Annotated in this window: 11 protein-coding genes and 2 pseudogenes; 5 read left to right on the top strand and 8 right to left on the bottom strand. The window is 43.7% G+C overall.

Annotated elements, in window-relative coordinates; genetic code table 11:
- Together ACHUET_RS05585 and ACHUET_RS05580 are read left to right on the top strand one after the other, a co-directional pair.
- A pseudogene (locus tag ACHUET_RS05585) lies at positions 1-571 on the top strand (DNA polymerase III subunit gamma/tau); the annotation flags it as partial.
- Positions 572-805: 234 nt separating this feature from the next.
- Positions 806-1,705, top strand: coding sequence for a LysR family transcriptional regulator (locus ACHUET_RS05580; protein ID WP_371532105.1), 900 nt, complete (start codon positions 806-808; stop codon positions 1,703-1,705).
- 108 nt (positions 1,706-1,813) lie between these two features.
- On the opposite strand, the gene ACHUET_RS05575 is transcribed toward ACHUET_RS05580, so the two are convergent.
- Together ACHUET_RS05575 and ACHUET_RS05570 are read right to left on the bottom strand one after the other, a co-directional pair.
- A complete protein-coding gene (locus ACHUET_RS05575; RefSeq protein WP_394211340.1) occupies positions 1,814-2,995 on the bottom strand; it encodes an aspartate aminotransferase family protein in 1,182 nt (393 codons plus the stop codon).
- Between the two features lie 41 nt (positions 2,996-3,036).
- Entirely contained in the window at positions 3,037-3,228 is a 192-nt protein-coding gene (locus tag ACHUET_RS05570; protein WP_238038265.1) for a DNA gyrase inhibitor YacG, read from the bottom strand.
- A 181-nt stretch (positions 3,229-3,409) separates the two neighbouring features.
- Between ACHUET_RS05570 and ACHUET_RS05565 the strand changes: the two genes are divergently transcribed.
- A complete protein-coding gene (locus ACHUET_RS05565) occupies positions 3,410-4,066 on the top strand; it encodes a class I SAM-dependent methyltransferase (protein WP_371532108.1) in 657 nt (218 codons plus the stop codon).
- A gap of 158 nt (positions 4,067-4,224) precedes the next feature.
- Here the strand turns inward: ACHUET_RS05565 and ACHUET_RS05560 are convergent, their stop codons facing one another.
- Both ACHUET_RS05560 and purD read right to left on the bottom strand, forming a co-directional pair.
- On the bottom strand, positions 4,225-5,619 hold the full coding sequence (locus ACHUET_RS05560; RefSeq protein WP_394211338.1) for an ABC1 kinase family protein: 1,395 nt from the start codon (positions 5,617-5,619) through the stop codon (positions 4,225-4,227).
- A 391-nt stretch (positions 5,620-6,010) separates the two neighbouring features.
- A complete protein-coding gene (purD, locus tag ACHUET_RS05555) occupies positions 6,011-7,321 on the bottom strand; it encodes a phosphoribosylamine--glycine ligase (protein ID WP_394211477.1) in 1,311 nt (436 codons plus the stop codon).
- A 456-nt stretch (positions 7,322-7,777) separates the two neighbouring features.
- Between purD and ACHUET_RS05550 the strand changes: the two genes are divergently transcribed.
- Entirely contained in the window at positions 7,778-12,622 is a 4,845-nt protein-coding gene (locus ACHUET_RS05550; RefSeq protein ID WP_394211336.1) for an NAD-glutamate dehydrogenase, read from the top strand.
- A gap of 135 nt (positions 12,623-12,757) precedes the next feature.
- Here ACHUET_RS05550 and ACHUET_RS05545 read toward each other — a convergent pair whose 3' ends face one another.
- From ACHUET_RS05545 to cysG, 3 genes are all read right to left on the bottom strand, one after another.
- Complete coding sequence (locus tag ACHUET_RS05545; protein WP_394211334.1) at positions 12,758-16,648, bottom strand: AAA family ATPase; 3,891 nt, start codon at positions 16,646-16,648, stop codon at positions 12,758-12,760.
- A gap of 86 nt (positions 16,649-16,734) precedes the next feature.
- Positions 16,735-18,258 carry an exonuclease SbcCD subunit D C-terminal domain-containing protein gene (locus ACHUET_RS05540; RefSeq protein ID WP_394211332.1) on the bottom strand — a complete coding sequence of 508 codons (1,524 nt, stop codon included), beginning with the start codon at positions 18,256-18,258 and terminating at the stop codon, positions 16,735-16,737.
- Between the two features lie 153 nt (positions 18,259-18,411).
- The gene (cysG, locus tag ACHUET_RS05535; RefSeq protein WP_394211330.1) at positions 18,412-20,040 is read right to left on the bottom strand and encodes a siroheme synthase CysG; all 1,629 of its coding nucleotides are present in this window, start codon (positions 20,038-20,040) and stop codon (positions 18,412-18,414) included.
- 229 nt (positions 20,041-20,269) lie between these two features.
- Between cysG and ACHUET_RS05530 the strand changes: the two are divergent.
- Positions 20,270-20,707: pseudogene (locus ACHUET_RS05530) on the top strand (SDR family NAD(P)-dependent oxidoreductase); the annotation flags it as partial.
- 138 nt (positions 20,708-20,845) lie between these two features.
- On the opposite strand, the gene ACHUET_RS05525 reads toward ACHUET_RS05530, so the two are convergent.
- Positions 20,846-21,484, bottom strand: a complete 639-nt coding sequence (locus ACHUET_RS05525; protein WP_394211328.1) for a phosphoadenosine phosphosulfate reductase domain-containing protein — start codon at positions 21,482-21,484, stop codon at positions 20,846-20,848.
- Between the last annotated feature and the right edge of the window lie 22 nt (positions 21,485-21,506).

Here is a 21,506-nt window from a genome sequence, read left to right as displayed (position 1 = left end):
GCCTGAGCCAATTGCTGAGCCTGAGCCAATTGCTGAGCCTGAGCCAATTGCTGAGCCTGAGCCAATTGCTGAGCCTGAGCCAATTGCTGAGCCTGGTGAAAATGATTCTCAATCAATATCATCATTTGATGAAGACCCACGCACCTTACTGCGTTGTATGCCTCAAGAGCTGACGGGTGAGTGGAATTCAGAAAAATGGGATTACTGGTTACAAACTGCTCGTGAAGACAACGTACTGGCACAGGACGAGCTGGCTTTAGCACGGCAAGGTACAATGATAGGTCAATGCAATGGCAAAGCTACGTTTTTGACCAGTGTTGATAGTAAGCATTTGCAAGTCACTTTTCAGCAGTTAGCTGCTAAGCTACAGCAACAGTTCACAAGTGCAGAAATTGATTTGAAAATTGACAACAGTATTATGCAAAGTGATGATAAAACACCGGAGCGTCGCCAGCAAAAACGTTTGGAGCAAGCAAAAACGGTTGCTGAGACGAAGTTGCTACACACCCCAGTAATGCAATACTTGACTGAACGTGGTGAAGGAAAAATGGGTAAAGTACAATTATATTAAGTTTTAAAAAAAGCTGTTGTTAAAATTATTTAAAAATATAGATAGGTTTTAAACGTAGTTTTATATAAAATATCAAGGCGATATCACACTATCGCCTTGATATTTTTGTTTTTATTGCGGGTCAAATGGGCTTTCTCAAGTAAGAGAAAAATATTAAGTAACGATAATATAAATTAAAATTCGTTATAATGGGTTAAGTTATATTAAAAACTGAAATGAAGTTTAGGTGAGAATATGTTGGATAATTTACGCGGTATGGCTGTGTTCGCCAGTGTGGTCGGACATGGTTCTTTTAGTGGCTCAGCTCGTGAGCTTGGTATTACAACGAGTGCAGTCAGTCAGCAAATTCGTTCACTAGAGAATGAGCTTGGCGTTGTGCTATTGCATCGTTCAACTCGTAAGCTAAGCTTGACAGAAGCTGGTGAGAGCTTTTATGAGTCTGCAAAAGATGTGGTCAGCGCGGCTGAGCAAGGTCGAATCAAAGTTAATCAATTGCGTGATGAGCTAGCAGGTAGTCTACGGGTGTCGACGACGCCTGAGCTTGGCGTAAATCATATATTGCCAGCGCTCTCTACGTGGATGGCTGCACATGATGATCTGAGTGTCACTTATCTCGCTGACAATCATTATATCGATATGATTGACGAGCGTATCGACATCGCGATTCGCATGAGTCCATCGATTAATGACGCAAGCTTGAGCAGCCATCCGCTCACAGATGTGCGCCAGTTACTTGTTGCCTCACCTCAGTACTTGCGTCAGCATCCTAAGCTGAAAACGCCTAAAGAATTGGCTGACCATCAGTTAATCTGTATTGAAATCATGAAAGATGCCAATCAGATTGACATGATTCAGACAGAGACCAACAAAAAAACGCGTGTAAAAATGAACTCACGTATCTATACCAACAATGTCTTTATGGCGACAACCTTAGCTAAAGAAGGTCATGGTCTGGTTAGAATGATGGAAATGGACATCAAAAAAGAGCTTGAGAGCGGAGAGTTGGTAGAGGTATTGACTGGTTATCAGTTGCCGAGCTTTGTACTATATGCCGTTACTTTAAACCGCGATCAACAACCAGCTAAAATCACTCGTTGCCTAGAAGTACTGAAGAAATATTTTCATGCCAACTAAGTATTATTTAGACTAAATATTGGTTGTTTCAATAATCGGTCAGCAAAAAGCCTATGGATATCGTTATCTATAGGCTTTTTTATTACATGCTATATATTCAAGCAAGCTTTAGAATGTTGGCTTTAATAAGTTGATCAAGCGTTCAGCGACTTGTGTGCTTTCATCACGGCTCATATTGAGCGGTGGTAGCAAACGCACCACATGGCCACCTGTCACATTGATGATGAGTTTTTGCTCATCACGGGCACGATTTACCAATTGGCTACAATCCATGTCTTCTGGCAGTGCAATACCAATCATCATTCCAGCACCGCGGCTACTTACACCATGTTGTCCTAGTGCATTGACTAGGCTTTCTCGGATAAATAATCCTTCCGTCACCGCATTCTCCATGATGTCGCTATTTGCAAGTACATCGTACACGCTATGTACCACGCGACTGGCTAATGGCGTACCACCGTAAGTAGAGCCATGGCTCCCTGCACCAAACAAACCATTGGCACGGCCACGTACCATACAAGCACCGACTGGGAACCCGTTACCTAAGCCTTTTGCGGTCGTCAATACATCAGGGCGCGCATTGCTATGCTGATAAGCAAAATATTTACCAGTACGACCATTACCTGTTTGCACCTCATCAAGCATAAATAGCCAGTTATGTGCGTCGCACTCTGCTTGTAGCTCCTCTAAGTAAGTAAAGCCATTGGCCGCAGTATTAAGACCTCCTTCACCTTGGATCGGCTCTACAAAAATGGCGCAGATGTCCTCATGATCTAAAGCCGCTTGCTTTACCGCCGCAATGTCACCAAACGGCACACGGATAAAGTCGTCATCTAGCGTATAAAACCCTTCGCGGGCTTTTGGGTTAGCAGTGGCCGATAGTGATAGCAATGTACGGCCGTGAAATGACTGTTCCATCACGATGACTTTTGGACGTGCAAAGCCTTGTTGCGACGCATACAGGCGTGCAAGTTTTAATGCGGCTTCATTTGCTTCAGCGCCACTATTGGCAAAAAACACGCTATCCATTTGAGCTGACGTACATAGTATCTCTCCTGCACGCTCTTGCCAGTCAATACCGAATAGATTGCTGGTATGAACCAAGGTCGCTGCCTGCTGTTGAATAGCGTCGGTCACTTGTGGATGGCAATGTCCTAGTCCACATACCGCGATACCAGTTAAGGCATCTAAGTATGGCGTATCGTCTTTTGTGTAGAGCCAACTGCCTGCACCGCGGGTAAAGCTGATAGGTTGACGATTATAAGTGGGCATTAGGTAAGTAGCAGACATGTAAAACATCCTTGGTATAATAAATTGAGTAAAGGGGGAGGTTATAGCTCGTCAGAGAAAGGTGTGGTTTCTGCAGGTAACGTGTAGTCTTCATTTGCCCAAGCACCTAAGTCGATCAGCTTACAGCGACTACTACAAAACGGCTTATATTTGTTGTCTTGCCAAGCAGTTTGAGTGCCACAACGTGGGCAAGGGTAGGTTTTGGGTGCAGTGTTGGTATTAGAGTCAGTCATAATAAAGGTGGATGTATCCTTAATGTTATTAGTATCATTTGCGCACGATAGTTATTTATTATCATATAAATTGTGATGAATTGAGGGTACTAGTTATCGTTATATTACTATTCAATTAGATTGGCTATATAATAGCATGGGGCAGAATAATGACAAAAGACAAATGCTTTAAGGATAGTAGATGACAGACAATATCGAGTTCACGCATCAGCAAGCGCGTGCCTTTCAACCACAAAGACTCTCCGCACCGCGCGACTTTATTATTCCAAAAATCATCAGTGATAATAAAGACGAAAAGCCGTTAATCTTGGAGATTGGAGCAGGGAAGGGCAAGCACGCACTTAGCTTTGCCGTGCAAAATCCTGATAAGCATTTGATCGCCATTGAGCGCACACGCAATAAATTTGATGCTTTCTCAAAGCTGGCTACACTACAAGACCTACCGAACCTAGATGCGATCCATGCAGATGCGATTGCTTGGACGGTGCATGCGCTAAAACCCAATAGTGTGGCTAAAATATTTATTCTTTATCCCAACCCTGAACAGCATAATCCCAATCAGCAATGGCTAAATATGCCCTTTTTTGAGTTTCTGTTATCTCGCTTGCAAGTAGGGGGAGAGATAATACTGGTCACCAATATTGAATCCTATATGGACAATGCAGAGCATCAAGCAGCTAAGCTTTGGTGCCTGCCAAATACTCGTTACCGAGTGCCTGTCGACAGCCAGCGTACGCATTTTGAAGTGAAGTATCTAGCGCGGCAAGAGGTATGCTGGGAGCTAAGCATCCGTAAGCCGAAATGGTATAAAACAAGGTTTGATAACTGGCAAGCTTAATAATAGGCGAAAAAAATAGCCTAAGCAATCAAAAATATAACTAGAAGTGCACCGTCACCATATAGTGTGAAGATTAAACATAAAATAGCCTAAGCAAAAAGATCTAAATCGAAAAAAGCCGTCACTAAAGGACGGCCAAAATTTCACGCTATTAGAAACTATAAATAAGGTTTTACCAAAGTGTTAGGGTTAGTGTGTGCATCAAGTACTGTTAAGAAGGTATATGCGCCAATAAATTTACGGCTAATAAACATAAACTCTTTTGGAGGAAGGTTAAATTCAAAAGATTGCATCGCACGAGTAGCTTTAGTAGATAAGCGTGAATGCAGTTTACTATTGGCCCAAATATAGCGATTTTGCTCATCCAAACAATCTGTAGGGATGTCATCGTTTTTTTCAGGATCACTGAACGGCTCGGTAGCCAATAGGAACAATGAGGCAATATCAGAGCGTACTTTATCACTCATACTATCGAAGAAATCATAACCCGTCATGGCTAGAGTCATCGCCTGATGGTTGTGGTGATATCCTGCCCTCAATAGTCCACGGGCAATCGTAAGCAAATTACTGTCAAATTGGCGAATAGCACCAAAATCTAGCAAAACAAGTTTATCAATATCGTCTGTGCTTTCACTAACTCGAACTAAATAGTTACCAAAATTAGGGTCTGTCTGCATTTCACCCCAGATAAAAATCTCTTGTATCATAATTTCGATGGCAGCTTGACCAATCGCACTGCGGCGCTCCTGAGGCAACAGCTGTAGTGCTTCAGACACGACAGTGATACCTGGCTCATATGACATACATAGCAGACGTTTTTTTGAATAATTACGGTTAATTCTAGGCACGATATAACGTGGATCATTGCTTAAACGATCGTAGAAGCGCTCTGTTGTTGCTGCTTCCGCTTCATAATCGACTTCATGGTGGAGTAGGTCACGTATTTCCTCAAACCAAGCATCGAGAGCGCGCGTTTGGGGGACGATGTTACTTATCTTTAGTAGTCGCTTAAATAGGGCGAGATCAGAATTGATGGCATCTGCCACACCCGGATATTGAATCTTCAATACGACTTGTTCACCAGTTGCTAATACTGTCGCCCGATGGACTTGGGCAAGAGAAGCCGTTCCAATAGGAACAGGGTCAATATCAAGCTCATTTAGTTTTTCACCCAATAGCTGGCGCAATGTTTGCTCAATTGTCGGCCAAGTCAACGTCGCCGTATCATCATTGAGCGTTTGCAAGGCACGCGTAATCTCTGGTGGCAATATATGTTCACCATAGATGGCTAGCATTTGACCAATTTTGACAACTGAACCTTTCAGTTTACCAAGCTCTGATGCCAGATAACTCGCTTGAGCTTCCATAAATGCTTGATTACGTGCTGTCCGTGCTTCTTTATTCAAAAACATGCCAGACACACTATTACCCGCCCAACGACGACCAATATTTAAGGAGGTTTTAGCAATCGACATGCGGCGATCAAACCCTGAGGTTTTTAGACTATCAATTGATTGCTTATTGTTAGAAGGTTTAGACGTATCATTTGCCATAAATATAATCATTCATCCAGTTGGTATTGATTTGCGGGTTCGAGACCTACAATACAAGGGAGATGTGATGCACGGGTATAAAATTGTATCATATAAAGTGCATGGGTTTTATGAGCGCACACAGGCTGTTGATAGTTACTTTGTAAGTCAAAATAATTGCGTGATATTTTGCCGATTTAATGTTGAGAATTGTGCTCATGTCTGGTCTGTCGTTAAGCCGCCATCTCATGTTTCATGAGCATTTCATCAAAAATAGGCACAAAAATGAATATCAAAAAATAAGACCTGGCATGCATGATGCTAGGTCAAATAATGTATAGCGTATCAGTCATATTTGCTTAATCAGACATATGGAGTGAAACATTCACATTATCTGACAAGCGTTAATTCATTAAGCATTTTCACGAGCAATGGCATGATGTCCGATATCACGACGATACTGCGCACCATCAAAGCTAATCGCAGCAGTAACTGCTAGTGCTGCTTGCTGAGCTTCAGAAATATTATTTGCTAAAGCAGTCACGCACAATACACGACCACCGTTAGTCACAACTTCGTTCTCATTGTCATTCGAGAATGCCGTACCAGCATGAAATACTTTAACCGCATTATCGTTCGTAGTGTCCATCTCTGGCAAGCCAGCAATCACATCGCCTTTCGATGATGTTTCAGGATAGCCTTTCGATGCAACTACGATACCTAGGGCAGGGCGGTTGTCCCATTTGGCTTCGCTAGGCAATTGACCGTCTAGTCCTTGTGCGACCAAGTCTACCATTGATGACTGCAGGCGCATTAAGATAGGTTGCGTCTCTGGATCACCAAAGCGGCAGTTGAATTCGATAACATAAGGGTCGCCTGCTTTATCAATCATAAGACCAGCATATAAAAATCCAGTATAAGGATGACCTGCCTCTTTCATCGCATTAACCACTGGCTGAATGACTTGCTCTATGACTTTGTCATGAACGTCTTTGGTTACGACTGGCGCAGGTGAATAAGCACCCATACCGCCAGTGTTGGGACCCGTATCCCCTTCAAAAGCACGTTTGTGATCTTGGCTGGTCGCCATTGGCAAGATATTGTCACCATCAATCATGCAAATGAAGCTGGCTTCTTCACCTTGCAAGAACTGCTCAATAACCACACGACTACCAGCATCACCGAATTTGTTGTCCGCTAGCATATCATCAATCGCTTCATGCGCTTGCGAGATAGTCTCAGCAACGATGACGCCTTTACCAGCAGCAAGCCCGTCAGCTTTGATAACAATAGGCGCGCCTTGCTCATCAACATAAGCTTTGGCAGCAGTAGCGTCTGTAAATCCTTGATAAGCCGCCGTTGGAATATTGTTCTGTTCCATGAACTCTTTGGCAAAGGTTTTCGAACCTTCTAATTGAGCGCAGTATGCTGTTGGCCCCCATGCTTTGATACCAGCATCACGGCACGCATCAACGATACCAGTGACCAAAGGTGCTTCTGGTCCAACGATGACCATGTCAATGTCATTGTTTTGGCAAAATTCGATAACAGCGCTGTGCTTGCTGGCATCAGTAGACGTTAAGACAACGTTTTGGCATTTAGGTTCAAGGGCCGTGCCAGCATTACCAGGAGCGATATAGACATTTTCGACATTGTCATCTTTTGCACACTGCCATGCCAGCGCGTGTTCACGACCACCTGAACCAATCACCAAAATATTCATCATACCTCTTGCCCTTAGCATTAAAGTTAATAATGAGCTATTCGTACGCTCGTAGATATATCGACATATTCTAACAAAAAAACAGTATTAATTACTATGAGTATCCACTTGCCAGCACTTAATCTTGAATATTATGGCATTAAACATCATTGTCTCATTAGCAAAGGTTATCGACATGTCGCTGATTCATGAAATGATGTTGTACGCTTTAGCTCGCGTCGCAGGTGCGTTAAACTTCACTATATTGATGGTATTAAATCCTGATGGCTACATATTCATAAAAATAAGAGTAAGAAAAGGAGAAAATCTTTAGACGTCATAATAAAAGAATAAGTCGCGTGACTGAATATATTGCTATTGCATCACAAGTTATAAGCCCCATATGCAATGACGGTAATTAATACAGATTGATAAACATAAATAGATAAACCAAACCTATAAAAAGGACGAAGGACAATGCCAAACTCCCTCAGTATCGCAAAAGAGCGCATTAGCCAGATAAGCGATATTGCTACCAGTTATGTACAAAAAGACAAATCGCTATTTGATCATTTTATCCATAGCTACTATGAGCCGCTGCATCAAGAAACTGCAGAGGCGATTAGTAATGTTGACTTGGCGGGCATGGCGCTACATCACTTTACATTGCTCAAAGCCTACGATTGCAGCAAACCACAACTGGCAGTATTGAATCCCTTAGCAGAAGAGCAGCACTTTCATAGCTCACACACGGTCATTCAGATCGTGGCATATGATAGACCATTTTTAGTCGATACGATCTTGATGAGCCTTGAAGCTGAAGGTATTGATGTGCATCGTACTTACAATATCATCGTAAGTGTTAAACGCGATGAAGATGGCCAGATTACTTATGTTGAAGGCGCACATGAAAGTGCCACTTCTCATATGTCGTTGATTCATTGTGAAATTGCTTATCAAGATAATGAAAACTTGGAAGCATTACAACAAATGCTCATGTCTAAAATTGACACGCTTGATACCGTCGTTGGTGACTGGAAACAAATGCGTGCGCAGTTAAATGACATTAAGGCTGAGCTGTCTAACAAACCACTGCCAGAAGTGTTCTACTCACAACAAGAAATCCAAGCATTTTTAGATTGGATATTAGACGATCACTTTATCTTCTTAGGTTATCGCGAGTACCGCTTAGAAGGTGGTCACGAAATCGAAGTCACCGAACCTACTAATTTAGATTTATTTGCTATTGGCAATAGCGGTCTTGGGCTATTGCGCGGTTCAGAAGAAGACAAGCTGTCAGAAAGCTTCAATCAACTGCCTAAAGGGCTAAAACAATTATTGACTGAGCCACGCGTGTTGATGCTGTCTAAATCAAGCCGCGTCTCTCCGATACATCGCTCGGTATATATGGACTTTTTGGGCATCCATAAGTTCGATGATAATGGTAAATTGATTGGTGAATATCGTTTTATCGGCTTGCTGACATCACAAGCGTATCAGCTTACCGTACAGCAAATACCGCTATTACGCGAAAAGGCCAACAAGATTATGGCCATGGCAGAATTGCCACGTGATGGTCATGCTCATCATAAATTGATGCATGTGATTAATACATTGCCACGTGACGATCTGTTCCAAGCCAGCGTCGAAGAGCTATACCCAATTGTCTCAGGTATTAGCCAATTACAAGACAAAAAGAGCTTACGCTTATTTAGCCGTATCGACCATTACCAACATTTTGTGTCGTGCTTAGTTTATATCCCACGTGATAAGTTCAACACTGAGCTACGCATCAAAGTACAAAACGTTCTAAAAGATGCTTACAACGGTATGTCTTCAGGCTTTACCACTGAGTTCAATGAATCTGCTCACGCCCGCGTTCATGTCCATGTGCGCACAGTGCCAGGTCAGGTGAATGATGTTAATATCGCGACACTTGAAGCCAAACTGTCAGCACTTATGCAGTCATGGGATGACAATTATCAAAAGGTGCTGCTTGATAATGTGGGTGAGCAACAAGCCAACGCCTTAAACCGTCGCTTTTTAGACTATATTCCTGCTGCGTACCAAGAGCGTTTTGATGCTCGTACCGCAGTTGAGGATACTAAGCGTCTGGCGGGACTGACCGCAGAAAACCCAATGCTTTGGCATTTATACCAGTCGACAGGCGATGCACGTAACCAACTTCACCTAAAGCTATACGGTCGTGAGCAGCCTGTTATCCTATCAAAAGTGTTACCAATACTTGAAAACTTTGGTGTGTCAGTTATCTCAGCACAAACTTATGAGTTTGATTTGCCAGAGCAGCCTATCTGGATGCAAGAGTACGAATTGACGCTAGAGCATGTCGATACGGTCAATATGCAAGTCGTGCGTGGTCAGTTCGAAGATAGCCTCAAGCAAATCTGGGCGGGCCGTGTTGAGAGCGATTCGTTCAATGAATTGGTACTAACGACCAAGCTCGACACTTACGATGTCGTCGTATTGCGTGCATTGTCTCGCTATATGCTGCAAGCACGTGCACCATTCTCTAGTGCTTATATTCAACAAACTGTCGTTAAAAACAGTGATATCAGTGTGGCATTGGGCAGCTTGTTTGATGCGCGCATGAACCCTGAATATAGTGATGAGACGCGCCAAGAAAAAACAACGAAAATTCAAGAGCAAATTACTGCTGCTTTAGCAGATGTCGATAGCCTAGACGAAGATCGTATCTTGCGCTGGTACTTGGATTTGATCAATGCGATGGTACGTACTAACTTCTATCAAGTGGATAGCGATGGTCAGCGCAAAGATCGTTTGTCGTTTAAGTTCTTGGCAGCAGACATTCCAAACTTGCCTAAACCAAAGCCAATGTTTGAGATATTTGTGTATTCACCGCGCGTCGAAGCCGTACATTTACGTGGTGGCAAAGTCGCTCGTGGTGGTCTTCGCTGGTCAGACCGTATGGAAGATTTCCGTACCGAAGTACTCGGCCTTGTCAAAGCACAGATGGTCAAAAACGCAGTAATCGTTCCTGTTGGCTCTAAAGGTGGCTTTATTGTCAAAACCAAAAGCATGGCTGATGGTCGTGAAGCATTCCAAGCAGAAGGCATTGCCTGCTATCAAACGTTCTTACGCGGTATGCTTGATGTCACAGACAACATTGTCGATGGTACTATTGTCCCGCCAGCCAACACAGTACGTCATGATGAAGATGATCCGTACTTGGTTGTCGCAGCGGACAAAGGCACAGCGACTTTCTCTGATATCGCTAACGCGCTAGCAGCAGAGTACAACTTCTGGCTGGATGATGCCTTTGCTTCAGGTGGTTCAGTAGGGTATGACCATAAAGCAATGGGTATCACAGCACGCGGTGGCTGGGAGTCGGTCAAACGTCACTTCCGTATGCGTGGTATGGATATCCAAAACCGTGACGACTTTACTGTGGTCGGTATTGGTGATATGAGTGGTGATGTATTTGGTAATGGTATGCTGCTCTCAACGCATACTAAGCTCGTTGCTGCCTTTAACCATTTGCATATCTTTATTGATCCTAATCCAGATACGGCGGCCTCGTACGCTGAGCGCGCACGCTTGTTTGAGCTGCCACGCTCCTCATGGGCAGATTATGAAGCGTCATTGATCAGTCAAGGTGGTGGTATATTCTCACGCCAAGACAAAACCATCGCTATCAGTCCTGAGATGAAATCGCTCTTTGATATCAGTGCAGACAGCCTTGCACCGAATGATTTGATCAGTGCGTTATTACGTGCGCCTGTCGATCTCATCTGGAATGGTGGTATCGGTACTTATGTCAAAAGTGCAAATGAGACGCATGCCGATGTTGGCGATCGTGCAAATGATTCGCTACGTATCGATGGTAATGAGCTACGTGCAGCCGTCGTTGGTGAAGGTGGTAACTTAGGTCTGACCCAGCAAGGTCGTATCGAGTACGCTCAAACAGGCGGACGTATCTACACAGATGCCATCGATAACTCAGGCGGTGTAAACTGCTCGGATCATGAAGTCAATATCAAAATCTTACTTGGCAAAGTGGTCGAGCAAGGCGATATGACGCTGAAGCAGCGTAATGAATTGCTTGAGAGTATGACTGATACCGTAGCAGAATTGGTACTACGTCAGAACTACTTACAACCACAAGCCATTGAGCTGAGCCATATTCGCGCCGCAGCCAATCTAAGTGATCACCAGCGCTTCATCCAAATGTTAGAGAGTGAAGGGCGTCTGGATCGTGCGATTGAGTATCTGCCATCAGATGAAGAGATTACGAAGCGTCAAAAAGCAGATACTGGTCTGACCAATCCTGAGCTCGCAGTCGTCTTGGCTTATGGCAAAATGTGGGTCTATGACAATCTGTTATCATCTGATTTACCAGATGATCCGTACTTCATTAACGAGCTACGTAAATACTTCCCAGATGAGCTTGCGTCACGCTTCTTTGACGAGATGACTGAGCACCGCTTGCATCGTGAAATTATCAGTACTTACTTGACCAACAGTGTGGTCAACCGCTTAGGTATTGAAGCGCTATTCCGTCTCTTTGAGGAAACTGATCAATCACTAGCGACTATCGTACGTGGTTATGCGATTAGCCGTGATGTATTCAACGTATCGCGCGCTTGGCAAGCATTAGAAGCACTAGATAATCAGGTTGAAGCAACACTACTGCTGAATCTTGAGCTACGTTTACGTGATGTGCTTGAGCGCGGTGTGGTCTGGTTTATCAATGCCTTCGGTCAAAACTTGCAAGTTGCTGATATGATTAGCCGCTTTAGTGAAAGTGTTGAAAAGCTAACTAAGCCAAGTGGCTTTATTGAGCAGCAGTTTGCACAGTATCTGCAAGAAGATACCGAACGTTTGATGCAAAAAGATCTGTCTGACAACGATGCTACCTTATTTGCGATGCTACCGTATCATGTCGATGCGCTTGATGCTGCATTGCTGGCTGAGCAATATGAGCGTCCTGTTGATGAGATTGCAACCCTATACTTTGAAGCCTATCAAGTGTTGCAGTTAGATTGGATGATGGATAATATTGCCAATTTACCACAGCAAGACTACTGGGATCGCCGTGCACGCCATGCGTTAGTGAACGAGTTGTCACGCAGCTTGCGCCTGCTAATGGATGCGGTACTGTCTAAACCAGATGCCAAACAAGCATTTAGTGAATGGAGAGCAAGACACGTCGATCAGCTGGCAGCAGTCACGACGGAGATGAATAAGTTAGATGAGCTGCATAGCAACGATGAAGAAGGTCAAATTGGTCTATCAACGTTGTCAGTATTGATGAGTGAGCTGAGTGGTTTAGTCACTAAATAATAAGTTACTCAGTAAGAAATAAATATCCGTCTTTTCAAAAAAACCACCGTTCTTAATGTTCGGTGGTTTTTTATTGTCTAAACAAAATCGTTTAATCGAAAGTAGAGTAGAAAGTAGCAAACTGACTAGCTTAAATTATGATGCTTTGTCACTGACAACTTTGTGACATCCTTGACCACTGATTTGACTGAATCCACCTGAAAGTTTTTCTACTTTTATTTGGGTTAAGATACGATCTTTTAGAGCCTGCACATGGGAGATTACCCCGATTAACTTGCCTTCTTGCTGCAAACTGGTCAGCGTATCTAGCGCAATGTCTAAAGACTCTTCATCTAATGTCCCAAAGCCTTCATCTAAAAATAGTGAATCCACGCGAATGTTTTGACTGGCCATTTGTGATAGCCCCAATGCCAGAGCAAGACTGATAATAAACCCTTCACCACCTGAGAGATTTTTGGTACTACGGATCTCACCGCCTTGATAATTGTCAATGACATTGAGCTCAAGTGGACTATTGTCATCACGAGCCAGCAGGTAGCGATCACTCATTTTTTGCAGCTGAGTATTTGCATGATTAACCATTAGATCAAAAGTGAGGCCTTGAGCAAAGGTACGGAACTTTTTGCCATCAGATGAGCCAATCAATTTATGCAGTTGTTGCCACACTTGTAACTTCTCTTTTTGGGTGTTGATGGCATCAATTTGCAGCTGTTGCGTGCTTTTTTTATCTTCATTGTCTTTTAGACGCTGACTGATTGCACCAATAGATTCAATGCAGCTATTAAGCTTCTCTTGGACTTGCGCTTGCTGCTGGATAAGCGTTTCTTTATCGTCTGTTGTCAGCGGATTAGCTTGTTTATCTTCTAATGCTTTCTCGGTTTCTTTCAATAAGGATTGCGCTTGATTGAGTGCATAATCAATACGTTCTTGCTGCTGCTTGAGTGTATTGCGCTCATCCATAGGCAAGCGCGCCGCCAAAAACTCTGCTTCCGTATCAAAGCTGGAGGCGGCAAGTGCGTTATCAAATGCGGTATGTTGCGTTTCTAAGGTTTGCGTAGCTGTTTCGATACGACTGGCTAAGTTTTCTTGCTGCTTTATGAGCTGTTGCAAATTATACGTTTCTGTATCTAATTGTCGTTGGGCAACACTGTGCGTCTCTTGCGCTTGATCTAGCGTGTCTCTAAGCGTACGTTCAGCTGCTTCTAGGTCAGCCGCCTCAAAAACCTCTGCGCGTTCGTTTTGGGACTGGGTTAGTGCGGCTGTCTGTTTATTCTTCGCTTGTATTAGACTGTTAAGCGTATCGGTATCTTTTTTGAGCTGTGCTTCTTTATTCTCAATATATGCTTTTATGCGTTCAAGGTCGGTCTGTATTGTCTGCTGTTTGTCCTTATCTTCAGCGAAAGCGTCTTTTAGCTGTACGAGGGCGCGGCGCTGCTGACGTAGTTCTTCAAGATAACTGTCATAATCCGCATCGCTCAGCACTATTTGTTGTGTAATGCTAGCTGATAACATCTGTAAATTATCGGGCGCACGTTGCAAGGTACTGAGCGCCTTTGTCGGATAGCTACTGGCAGCATAAGGGTTAATGCGCTGCAAAATGGTAGTAATGAGCGTTTGTAGTTCAGAAAAGTTCTCTGTAATCTTATTATCGATACCTGTTATGTTGTTTTCACTGATGGTAATATGTGTTTTCTGCTCAGAGATATCGTTTACCAACGCTTGCTGGTCTTTTGATGCTGTCTCTAGTGTCTCACGCATACGGGTTATGTCTTCACCGTAGCTTTCGTAGCGTTCTAAAGTATCTGCGATTTCTTTTTTATACTGATTTAACTTGTCTTTACTATCAGCAAGTGTTTGCGCAATGTCGTTATCACTGCCCAACGCCAGTAACGTTTGTATCAAGTTGGCAATAGTACTGTCAGCTACGTTTTCATCATTCATCTGCTGGCTAATGACATACAGCAGTTCTGTTATGGCGGTGTCATGCTGCTGTATTTGCGCATTGAGTTCGGCTTGCTGATTGCTTTTACTCTCAAGCGTACTTCGTTTACTTGCCTGCTCAATCTGCTGGGCAGTGATGCTCTTATTCAGCGCGGCAATTTGTTCATCTAAAACACTAATATACTGCGCTAATTGGAAGTTTTCGTCATTGGGTAAAAGGTGCGGGTGATTTTGGGAGTAAGGGTGCTCAAGCGCACCGCATAAAGGACAAGGTTTACCGTCTTGTAAATCGGCAATATAGTTCTCTAGCGCCATGACCTTTTGTTGTAGTTGTAGCTGATCCGATTTGTCTTGGCGCTTTTCTTGCGTGTTTTTGAGGTTTGCTTTTTTTGTTGTAATCAACTCTTCATAGCCACTGATTTCACTCTCTAGCTGCTCGATGTGACTCATGATTTTTGTCACTTGTGCGTCAAGGTCACTGCGCTGCTGGTCATGAAAGCGCAGTTGATCGATCTGCTGGCTAGTGCTGTCTATCTGCTCTTGTGTCTCACGCATCTGTGTGACCGATTGTGCTTGAATCAGCTCGCTTTGTACTTTTTTTAATGCGGTTAATTGCTCTCGGGTGGCTTCATTTTTATCACCTTGTGCTTGTTGGCGTTGCTGTTGTACTACCAATGCGGTTTTGTGTTCTTCTAATTCACGTGTTTGGCGTATCTTGTCTTGCGAAAGTACTGAGTTTTGCTGTATTAAATCTTTTAGACGGCGGCAATCGCTGTCAAAGTTAGCAATGTCGCCATCTAATTGCGCCAAATGCGCGGTACTAGCTAGCTGCTTAGTGAGCTTGTCTAAATTGGTCTGTTGGGCGCTGCGGTGTTGCAGTTTTTCGTATAATGAAGTCTTTGCATCCGTAATCTCTGTCGTCAGTGTGTCATGGTAACGTTCCGTCTCACGCAAGGTATGGTCTTGCTGAGCAATCTCAATATCCAAATCTCGGGCTTTTTTAATAGCGGGTAGCGCGGTTTGTAAGGCATCATCGGCGATGTGTACGTTAGCAATGGCATTGTCAAGAAGCCCCTTAGCTTGTTCCAATGCAGCCTTTTGTTTTGGTAATAGTTCATCTAGCTGCTTTGTATCTTTTCGGTACTGCTGGTGCTGCGTACGCGCATTCGTCAGCTTGATAAACTGACTGTCAATCTCCAACGCCTTATTGGCAGCGGTTAAGCGTCTAGCGTTAGGGATAAAATCTTGCTGCGATTGCTGCGCCTGCACCAAGTCGTTTTCATAAGCATTCAGCTTTTCTTTTGCTTCTGTGACGCTATCTAGCCACTTTATTTTTTCGACCAAATCTTGAATTTCTCGCTGATGCGTATTCTGGGTATTTTGATATGACTGCAAATCGGCTCTTAACTGACCTTCTTCTTCGGTATCTAAAAGTGCCAAGCCATCTAAACCGTATTGCAGTTTACTCAATATCTCTTCTTCAGTGCGCTTCTTATTATGAACATGTGTTGAAATGGTGGCATAAATATCAGTGCCTGTAATTTTTTCTAAAATATCAGCACGTTCATCAGCCTTTGCCTTCAAAAAAGCTGAAAAGCTACCCTGAGCGAGCAATATCGAGCGAGTGAACTGCTGAAAATCCATTCGAGTCAGTTCAATGATTTTATTTTTGGTATGTTTTAGAGTGCTCTCTAACAGCTCATCCTCTTTCGACGGATCATCAACGTGAATTCTAGCGATTTCATGAGTTGCGTCTTGCAAATTTCCGTCCGCTTTATTATAAGCGCGGCGCTGTCCCCAACGGCAGCGGTACTGCTCACCATTCAGATCAATCACGACTTCAGCGAAGCATTCCGCTGTTTGCCGCGTCATTACTTCATTGCTGCTTTTGCTGATACTGTTGATCCTCGGTGTTTCACCATATAATGCCAAACATATGGCATCCAATATTGTGGTCTTGCCAGCGCCAGTCTGTCCTGTGATCGCAAAGATACCTTCATTGGTAAAAGCGGTGTTAGCAAAATCAATATGCCATTCACCTTTGAGAGAATTGAGGTTTTTGAGTCTGAGTTCGATTAGGCGCATGGATATATCTTATTATTAGTGATAGCAGCAACTGCGAAAATTTAGAAAGATAGAAAATAGAAGTGCGATAATGATTCACACTTATATCATTCTGCCTGTTTGTCTTCATGATGTAAGTGATAAAGTATCTGACCATAGGCATCACGCAACGAGTCTTTTTGCGAATCAGCCACATCATTTATCGTCAAGCAGCGCTCAAACACTTCCATCTCATTTAAGTCTTGCAAGTTCTCTGAGGTCTGCTGTTGATTAAGCACTTTGTTATAAGTACGAGTGTTTTTTATCTTAAGCACTTCACACGGCAATCCTTCTACCATTGCTTGCACTTGCTCACGCAAATCACTAACAATCTCGTCACCCGTATAGACCACCTCTAACCAAACAGATTCAGTTGGTGTGAGTGATTGTATCGTTTGCGAGATTGTGGTTAGGTCACCAGATATCTGTGCCAGCTGTTGGAATTTTGGAATGGGTAGGGATGTGACTTGCATCTGATTAACCTCATTGCAGTGCAGAGTTTTGTTTGGGACAGCGGCATCAGCAGTATATTTTTTCACTTCCTCATTTTCTAATGGCTTGTCAAAGCCAAACAAGTCATCTATAAAACCAGATTGTACGGGTGCTTTTTTAGCATTTTTTTCTACTGATCTTTCAACCGTGGTAGTTTTAACATTAGCATCTGTGCTGGCAAGTTGAGGCATGACGTTTAGCCCTAAGCCATCATCATCAAAAGATTCAGAATTGCTAAATTGTATAAGTAGCACTTGTTTTTGTTGTCTTGCCTCGCCAAAGCCCATCGCGATGGGTGATCCTGAGTAGCGAATACTCTCACGACCGCCAACGCGCTGTGGTACGTGCAAATGCCCAAGAGCAACATAATCAAAGCCCTCATCAAACATGTCGGCGGAGATTTTGCCAAGTGAGCCAACATAGAGATCGCGCACGCCATCATCGTCGGTTGTTTTGCCACCAGCAGCGAATAGATGACCTGTGGCAATGATAGGGATATGCCGTTGATGACTTTTTATTAATTTTGCCTGCTGTCCTTTTGCAATATTCGCTACTGCATCATAGTGGGCCCGAATACCTCTGATAACATTGGCATCTTTGCTATCCGCGGACTCGCCAGCGCTACTGCTACGCACATCACGGTCGCGCAGGTAGGGTACAGCGGCGATGATGCAATGAGGATTGTTATTATCATCGCCTAAGACCAATACTTCATCTTCTAAATCATCACAAGCCGTGCCAATAACATGGACATTCAAAAATTTGAGCACATTGCTTGGCGCATCCAAAAATGTTGGTGAGTCATGATTGCCTGCGACAATGACCACATGCTGACAGCAGGAGCGTGAGACCCTACCCAAAAACTCATAATACAGCGCTTGAGCTTTATTGCTAGGCGTCATGGTATCGAAGATGTCACCTGCGACAATCAATATATCTACTTGCTGTGCGCTAATGGTGTCTTGTAGCCACTGCAAAAACGCCTCAAACTCTTCATAACGCAGACGACCATATAAACGTCGCCCCAAGTGCCAATCGGACGTGTGCAATATTTTTAAAGGTTTAGTAGAGGTATATTTAGAAGCAATAGATGGGGACATAGTTTGGCTTATTATTAAACGTCAGAACAGGGGTTAGATTGCTTTCATTCTAGCAAGAATTGTTGAAATTTTCTCTGTTGCCAAAAGAAAACCCTACCAATAGATGATTGGTAGGGTGGCTTTGCGTTACAGGTAATAATAAAACACAGAGGATTAATCGATAATGAGTTGTTCTAGATCGGCCCCTGAATTTGTCGCAAGATTTGCAATCATCGATAGTGCGTGCGCTTGCTGGTCTATGGGTTGTTTTACTGCTTCACCTCTCGAGCCTTCACGTAACCAATTTTCAGCTATATCATCACTGTTTTGACTGTGCTGCTGATTCTGTAGATTATACCAAGCCAAGTTATCATGCAGCGCGACCACGTCGCCCATGATAAGTAGAGCAGGTGTCGGCAGCTGAGCGACTTCTTGCTGACTGACGATGCTGGCAAGCGTACCTGTTAGGACTTGCTGATTGGGCATACTGGCATTTGAGACAATGGCAATCGGGGTATCAGCGCTACGACCAGCGCCTATCAGGCCTTCAGTCAAGCGCGCCAGCGAATGCAAGCCCATATAAAATACCACCGTCTCATCGGTGTTCAAGAAGTTTTTAAAGTTACTGTTGGGTGCGCCTGCTTTCAAGAATCCTGTCACAAAACGTACGGATTGTGAGTAGTCACGATGAGTGAGTGGAATCCCCGCATAGCTCGCAGCGGCATTGGCAGCGGTGATCCCTGGTACGACCTGATACGGTACGCCATGAGCGCGCAGGCTCTCAATCTCTTCACCGCCGCGACCAAAGATAAACGGATCGCCACCTTTTAAGCGAACGACACGCCGACCTTCTTTGGCGCTATTAACCAACAACTCATTGATGCCAAGCTGCGCGACCGTATGGTTACTGCGTTTTTTACCGACAAAAACTTTGTCCGCATCACGGCGGCAAAGATCCAGCACTTGTGGCGATACCAAGGCGTCATAGTAGACAATATCTGCTTGCTGCATCAAACGCAGTGCTTTGAACGTCAAAAGTTCTGGGTCACCAGGGCCTGCGCCAACGATATAGACTTCGCCAACGGGGGGTAATTTTTTTTCTGACTCGTCTGACAGAGTGGGCGTTGTATTTTTTGCAGCATCAGGGTGGGCTGTCTTATGAATAGCAGCGGCAGTGCTATCTAAATCCGCTTGCAGCTGAGCAGTCGCTTCCATTTCATTACCGGCAAACATCAGCTGGCTGACTTGACCTTCAAACGCACGCTCCCAAAACTGCCGCCGTCCAGTAAGCGTTGGTATTTTGGCTTTTACCTCAGTACGGAAATCCCCTGCCAACTTGGCTAGCTTACCGTAGCCTTGCGGGATCAAGGTCTCAAGGCGCGCTCTTAATAGACGCGCCAACACTGGCGCTTTACCATTTGATGAAATCCCAATCACAATGGGATTACGATCGATAATCGCTGGAAAGATAAAATCACACAATGGCGGCGTATCGACCACATTGACTGGGATGTTTAACTCAGTCGCATCTGCATGAATCTCATGGTTAAGCGTTTCATCGTCAGTCGCGGCAATGATTACGCGTGCACCTGACATATAGCGCTTATTATAATTCTCGTAGATAAATTCGTGCTTATCATCCGTGAGCAAGGCTTGTATCTCATGGCTGATGTCAGGCGCAAGAATCGTAATGCACGCGCCAGCACGGCTGAGCAAGTCAGCTTTACGCAGTGCCACTTCGCCGCCGCCCACGATGAGCACTTTGCGGCCTTCTAATTTAAAAAATAGCGGGAAGGTGTTCATAGCGTCACCATATATTGAGTTATTTATTATAAAGGGTAGAAAAGGTATGAAAGATGCCGCCATTATGAGGTATCACAGGCATACTCTCACCTAGTGAATTGGCATTAGCATATTCGTTTTTGAAATATTAATTGATATTTTTCTTGCCAATAGGAATAGATGAGAGGACTTTCTCAAATCAATAAATTATCTAACACACGCTAACATATCCTAAAATAATGCTGTTGAGCTAGAAGAAGATTTTTACGATAAATTGATGGCGATTAATGTCAAAGCGCCTTATCTGGCTTCCAAAATGGTAATTCCACATTTTATTAAGCAAGGCGGCGGCACTATTATTAATGTCGGTTCGCAAGCCACACAGATGGCAGGACCGGGCGGCTCAGCCTATGTCACCTCCAAACATGCCATTCTTGGGTTCTCGAAACAGTTGGCTTTTGATTTTGGTAGTCAAGGCATCAAAGTGAATACATTGTCGCCAGGTTTTATAAAAACACCAATGACTGAGGGTATCGACGATGAACGTCTAGCGCGTATTCCTGCCAAGCGTGCTGGTAAGCCTGAAGAGATTGCTGCACTTGCCGTGTTTTTGGCATCTGATGATTCTAACTATATGCAAGGCGCTAACGTTTTGATGGACGGCGGTTGGGTGCTAGGTCGCAAATAGCTTTAGTAGTTGTCAACATGGTCGTCAATAATATAACAAACGATTCTTAGGTTTCTTCCTAATAGTAAAACAAAAAAGCCCTCTCAAAATGAGAGGGCTTTTTTGTTTTTGACGAATGCTGTGAGCAGTTATCAAAAATTATAACTGAGTATGCAATCCGCACTCACGGCTTTCTTCTACCTTAGTTGGATCAAAGTAGTCATGCTCGTTTGGTAGGTTGTTTTCTTCTAGATAAACGTCCAAATCAGCATCTGTTTTTTCAAACAATGGCGCTACTTTTAATACGCCGTCTTTTGATAAGCTGAGTACATCAAGACCTTGACGGAATTCTGTTTGATCTTTACGAATGGCATTAAACCATACATCAGGCTTTAGCTCGTCTAGTGCACGGCGGAATGGCTCAAGCTTAACTTGTTCAGTGAACTCGTCATGCTGAGGATTATCGATACCTGGGATACCATTCATGGTCGCATCACGGTGTGCCGCCGTTTGTTTTGGGATATAAGTCACAACGTTTAGATCAAGATCACGAATCAATTTGTTAGCAAACTGATAGGTCGCATCCGTATTGTAACCTGAGTCTACCCACAATACTGTAATGTCAGGACGCTGTTTGGCAACCAAATGCAAGATCGCTGACTCATAAGGACGGAAATTGGTGGTGATGATTGGGTTTTTTGCTTGCGTCAGTGCCCACTCAACGATTTGCTCAGGTGATTTACCTTGCAAATCTTGGTTTGCTTGGTCGATATCTAGGTTTGGGTGTAATTGGCTCATGATACATTCCTTAATAATTGTT

Source organism: Psychrobacter piscatorii (genome assembly GCF_043641605.1).
In the GTDB taxonomy this organism is placed as follows: domain Bacteria; phylum Pseudomonadota; class Gammaproteobacteria; order Pseudomonadales; family Moraxellaceae; genus Psychrobacter; species Psychrobacter piscatorii_C.
Note: the sequence above shows the minus strand (reverse complement) of the source record. Positions and strands in the feature narration are given on the sequence as shown.

Coding starts and splice junctions, on each gene's coding strand:
- cysG (WP_394211330.1), bottom strand. CDS start 20,040: ATGAACACCTTCCCGCTATTTTTTAAATTAGAAGGCCGCAAAGTGCTC.
- ACHUET_RS05545 (WP_394211334.1), bottom strand. CDS start 16,648: ATGCGCCTAATCGAACTCAGACTCAAAAACCTCAATTCTCTCAAAGGT.
- ACHUET_RS05550 (WP_394211336.1), top strand. CDS start 7,778: ATGCCAAACTCCCTCAGTATCGCAAAAGAGCGCATTAGCCAGATAAGC.
- ACHUET_RS05525 (WP_394211328.1), bottom strand. CDS start 21,484: ATGAGCCAATTACACCCAAACCTAGATATCGACCAAGCAAACCAAGAT.
- ACHUET_RS05580 (WP_371532105.1), top strand. CDS start 806: ATGTTGGATAATTTACGCGGTATGGCTGTGTTCGCCAGTGTGGTCGGA.
- ACHUET_RS05575 (WP_394211340.1), bottom strand. CDS start 2,995: ATGTCTGCTACTTACCTAATGCCCACTTATAATCGTCAACCTATCAGC.
- ACHUET_RS05540 (WP_394211332.1), bottom strand. CDS start 18,258: ATGTCCCCATCTATTGCTTCTAAATATACCTCTACTAAACCTTTAAAA.
- purD (WP_394211477.1), bottom strand. CDS start 7,321: ATGAATATTTTGGTGATTGGTTCAGGTGGTCGTGAACACGCGCTGGCA.
- ACHUET_RS05570 (WP_238038265.1), bottom strand. CDS start 3,228: ATGACTGACTCTAATACCAACACTGCACCCAAAACCTACCCTTGCCCA.
- ACHUET_RS05565 (WP_371532108.1), top strand. CDS start 3,410: ATGACAGACAATATCGAGTTCACGCATCAGCAAGCGCGTGCCTTTCAA.
- ACHUET_RS05560 (WP_394211338.1), bottom strand. CDS start 5,619: ATGGCAAATGATACGTCTAAACCTTCTAACAATAAGCAATCAATTGAT.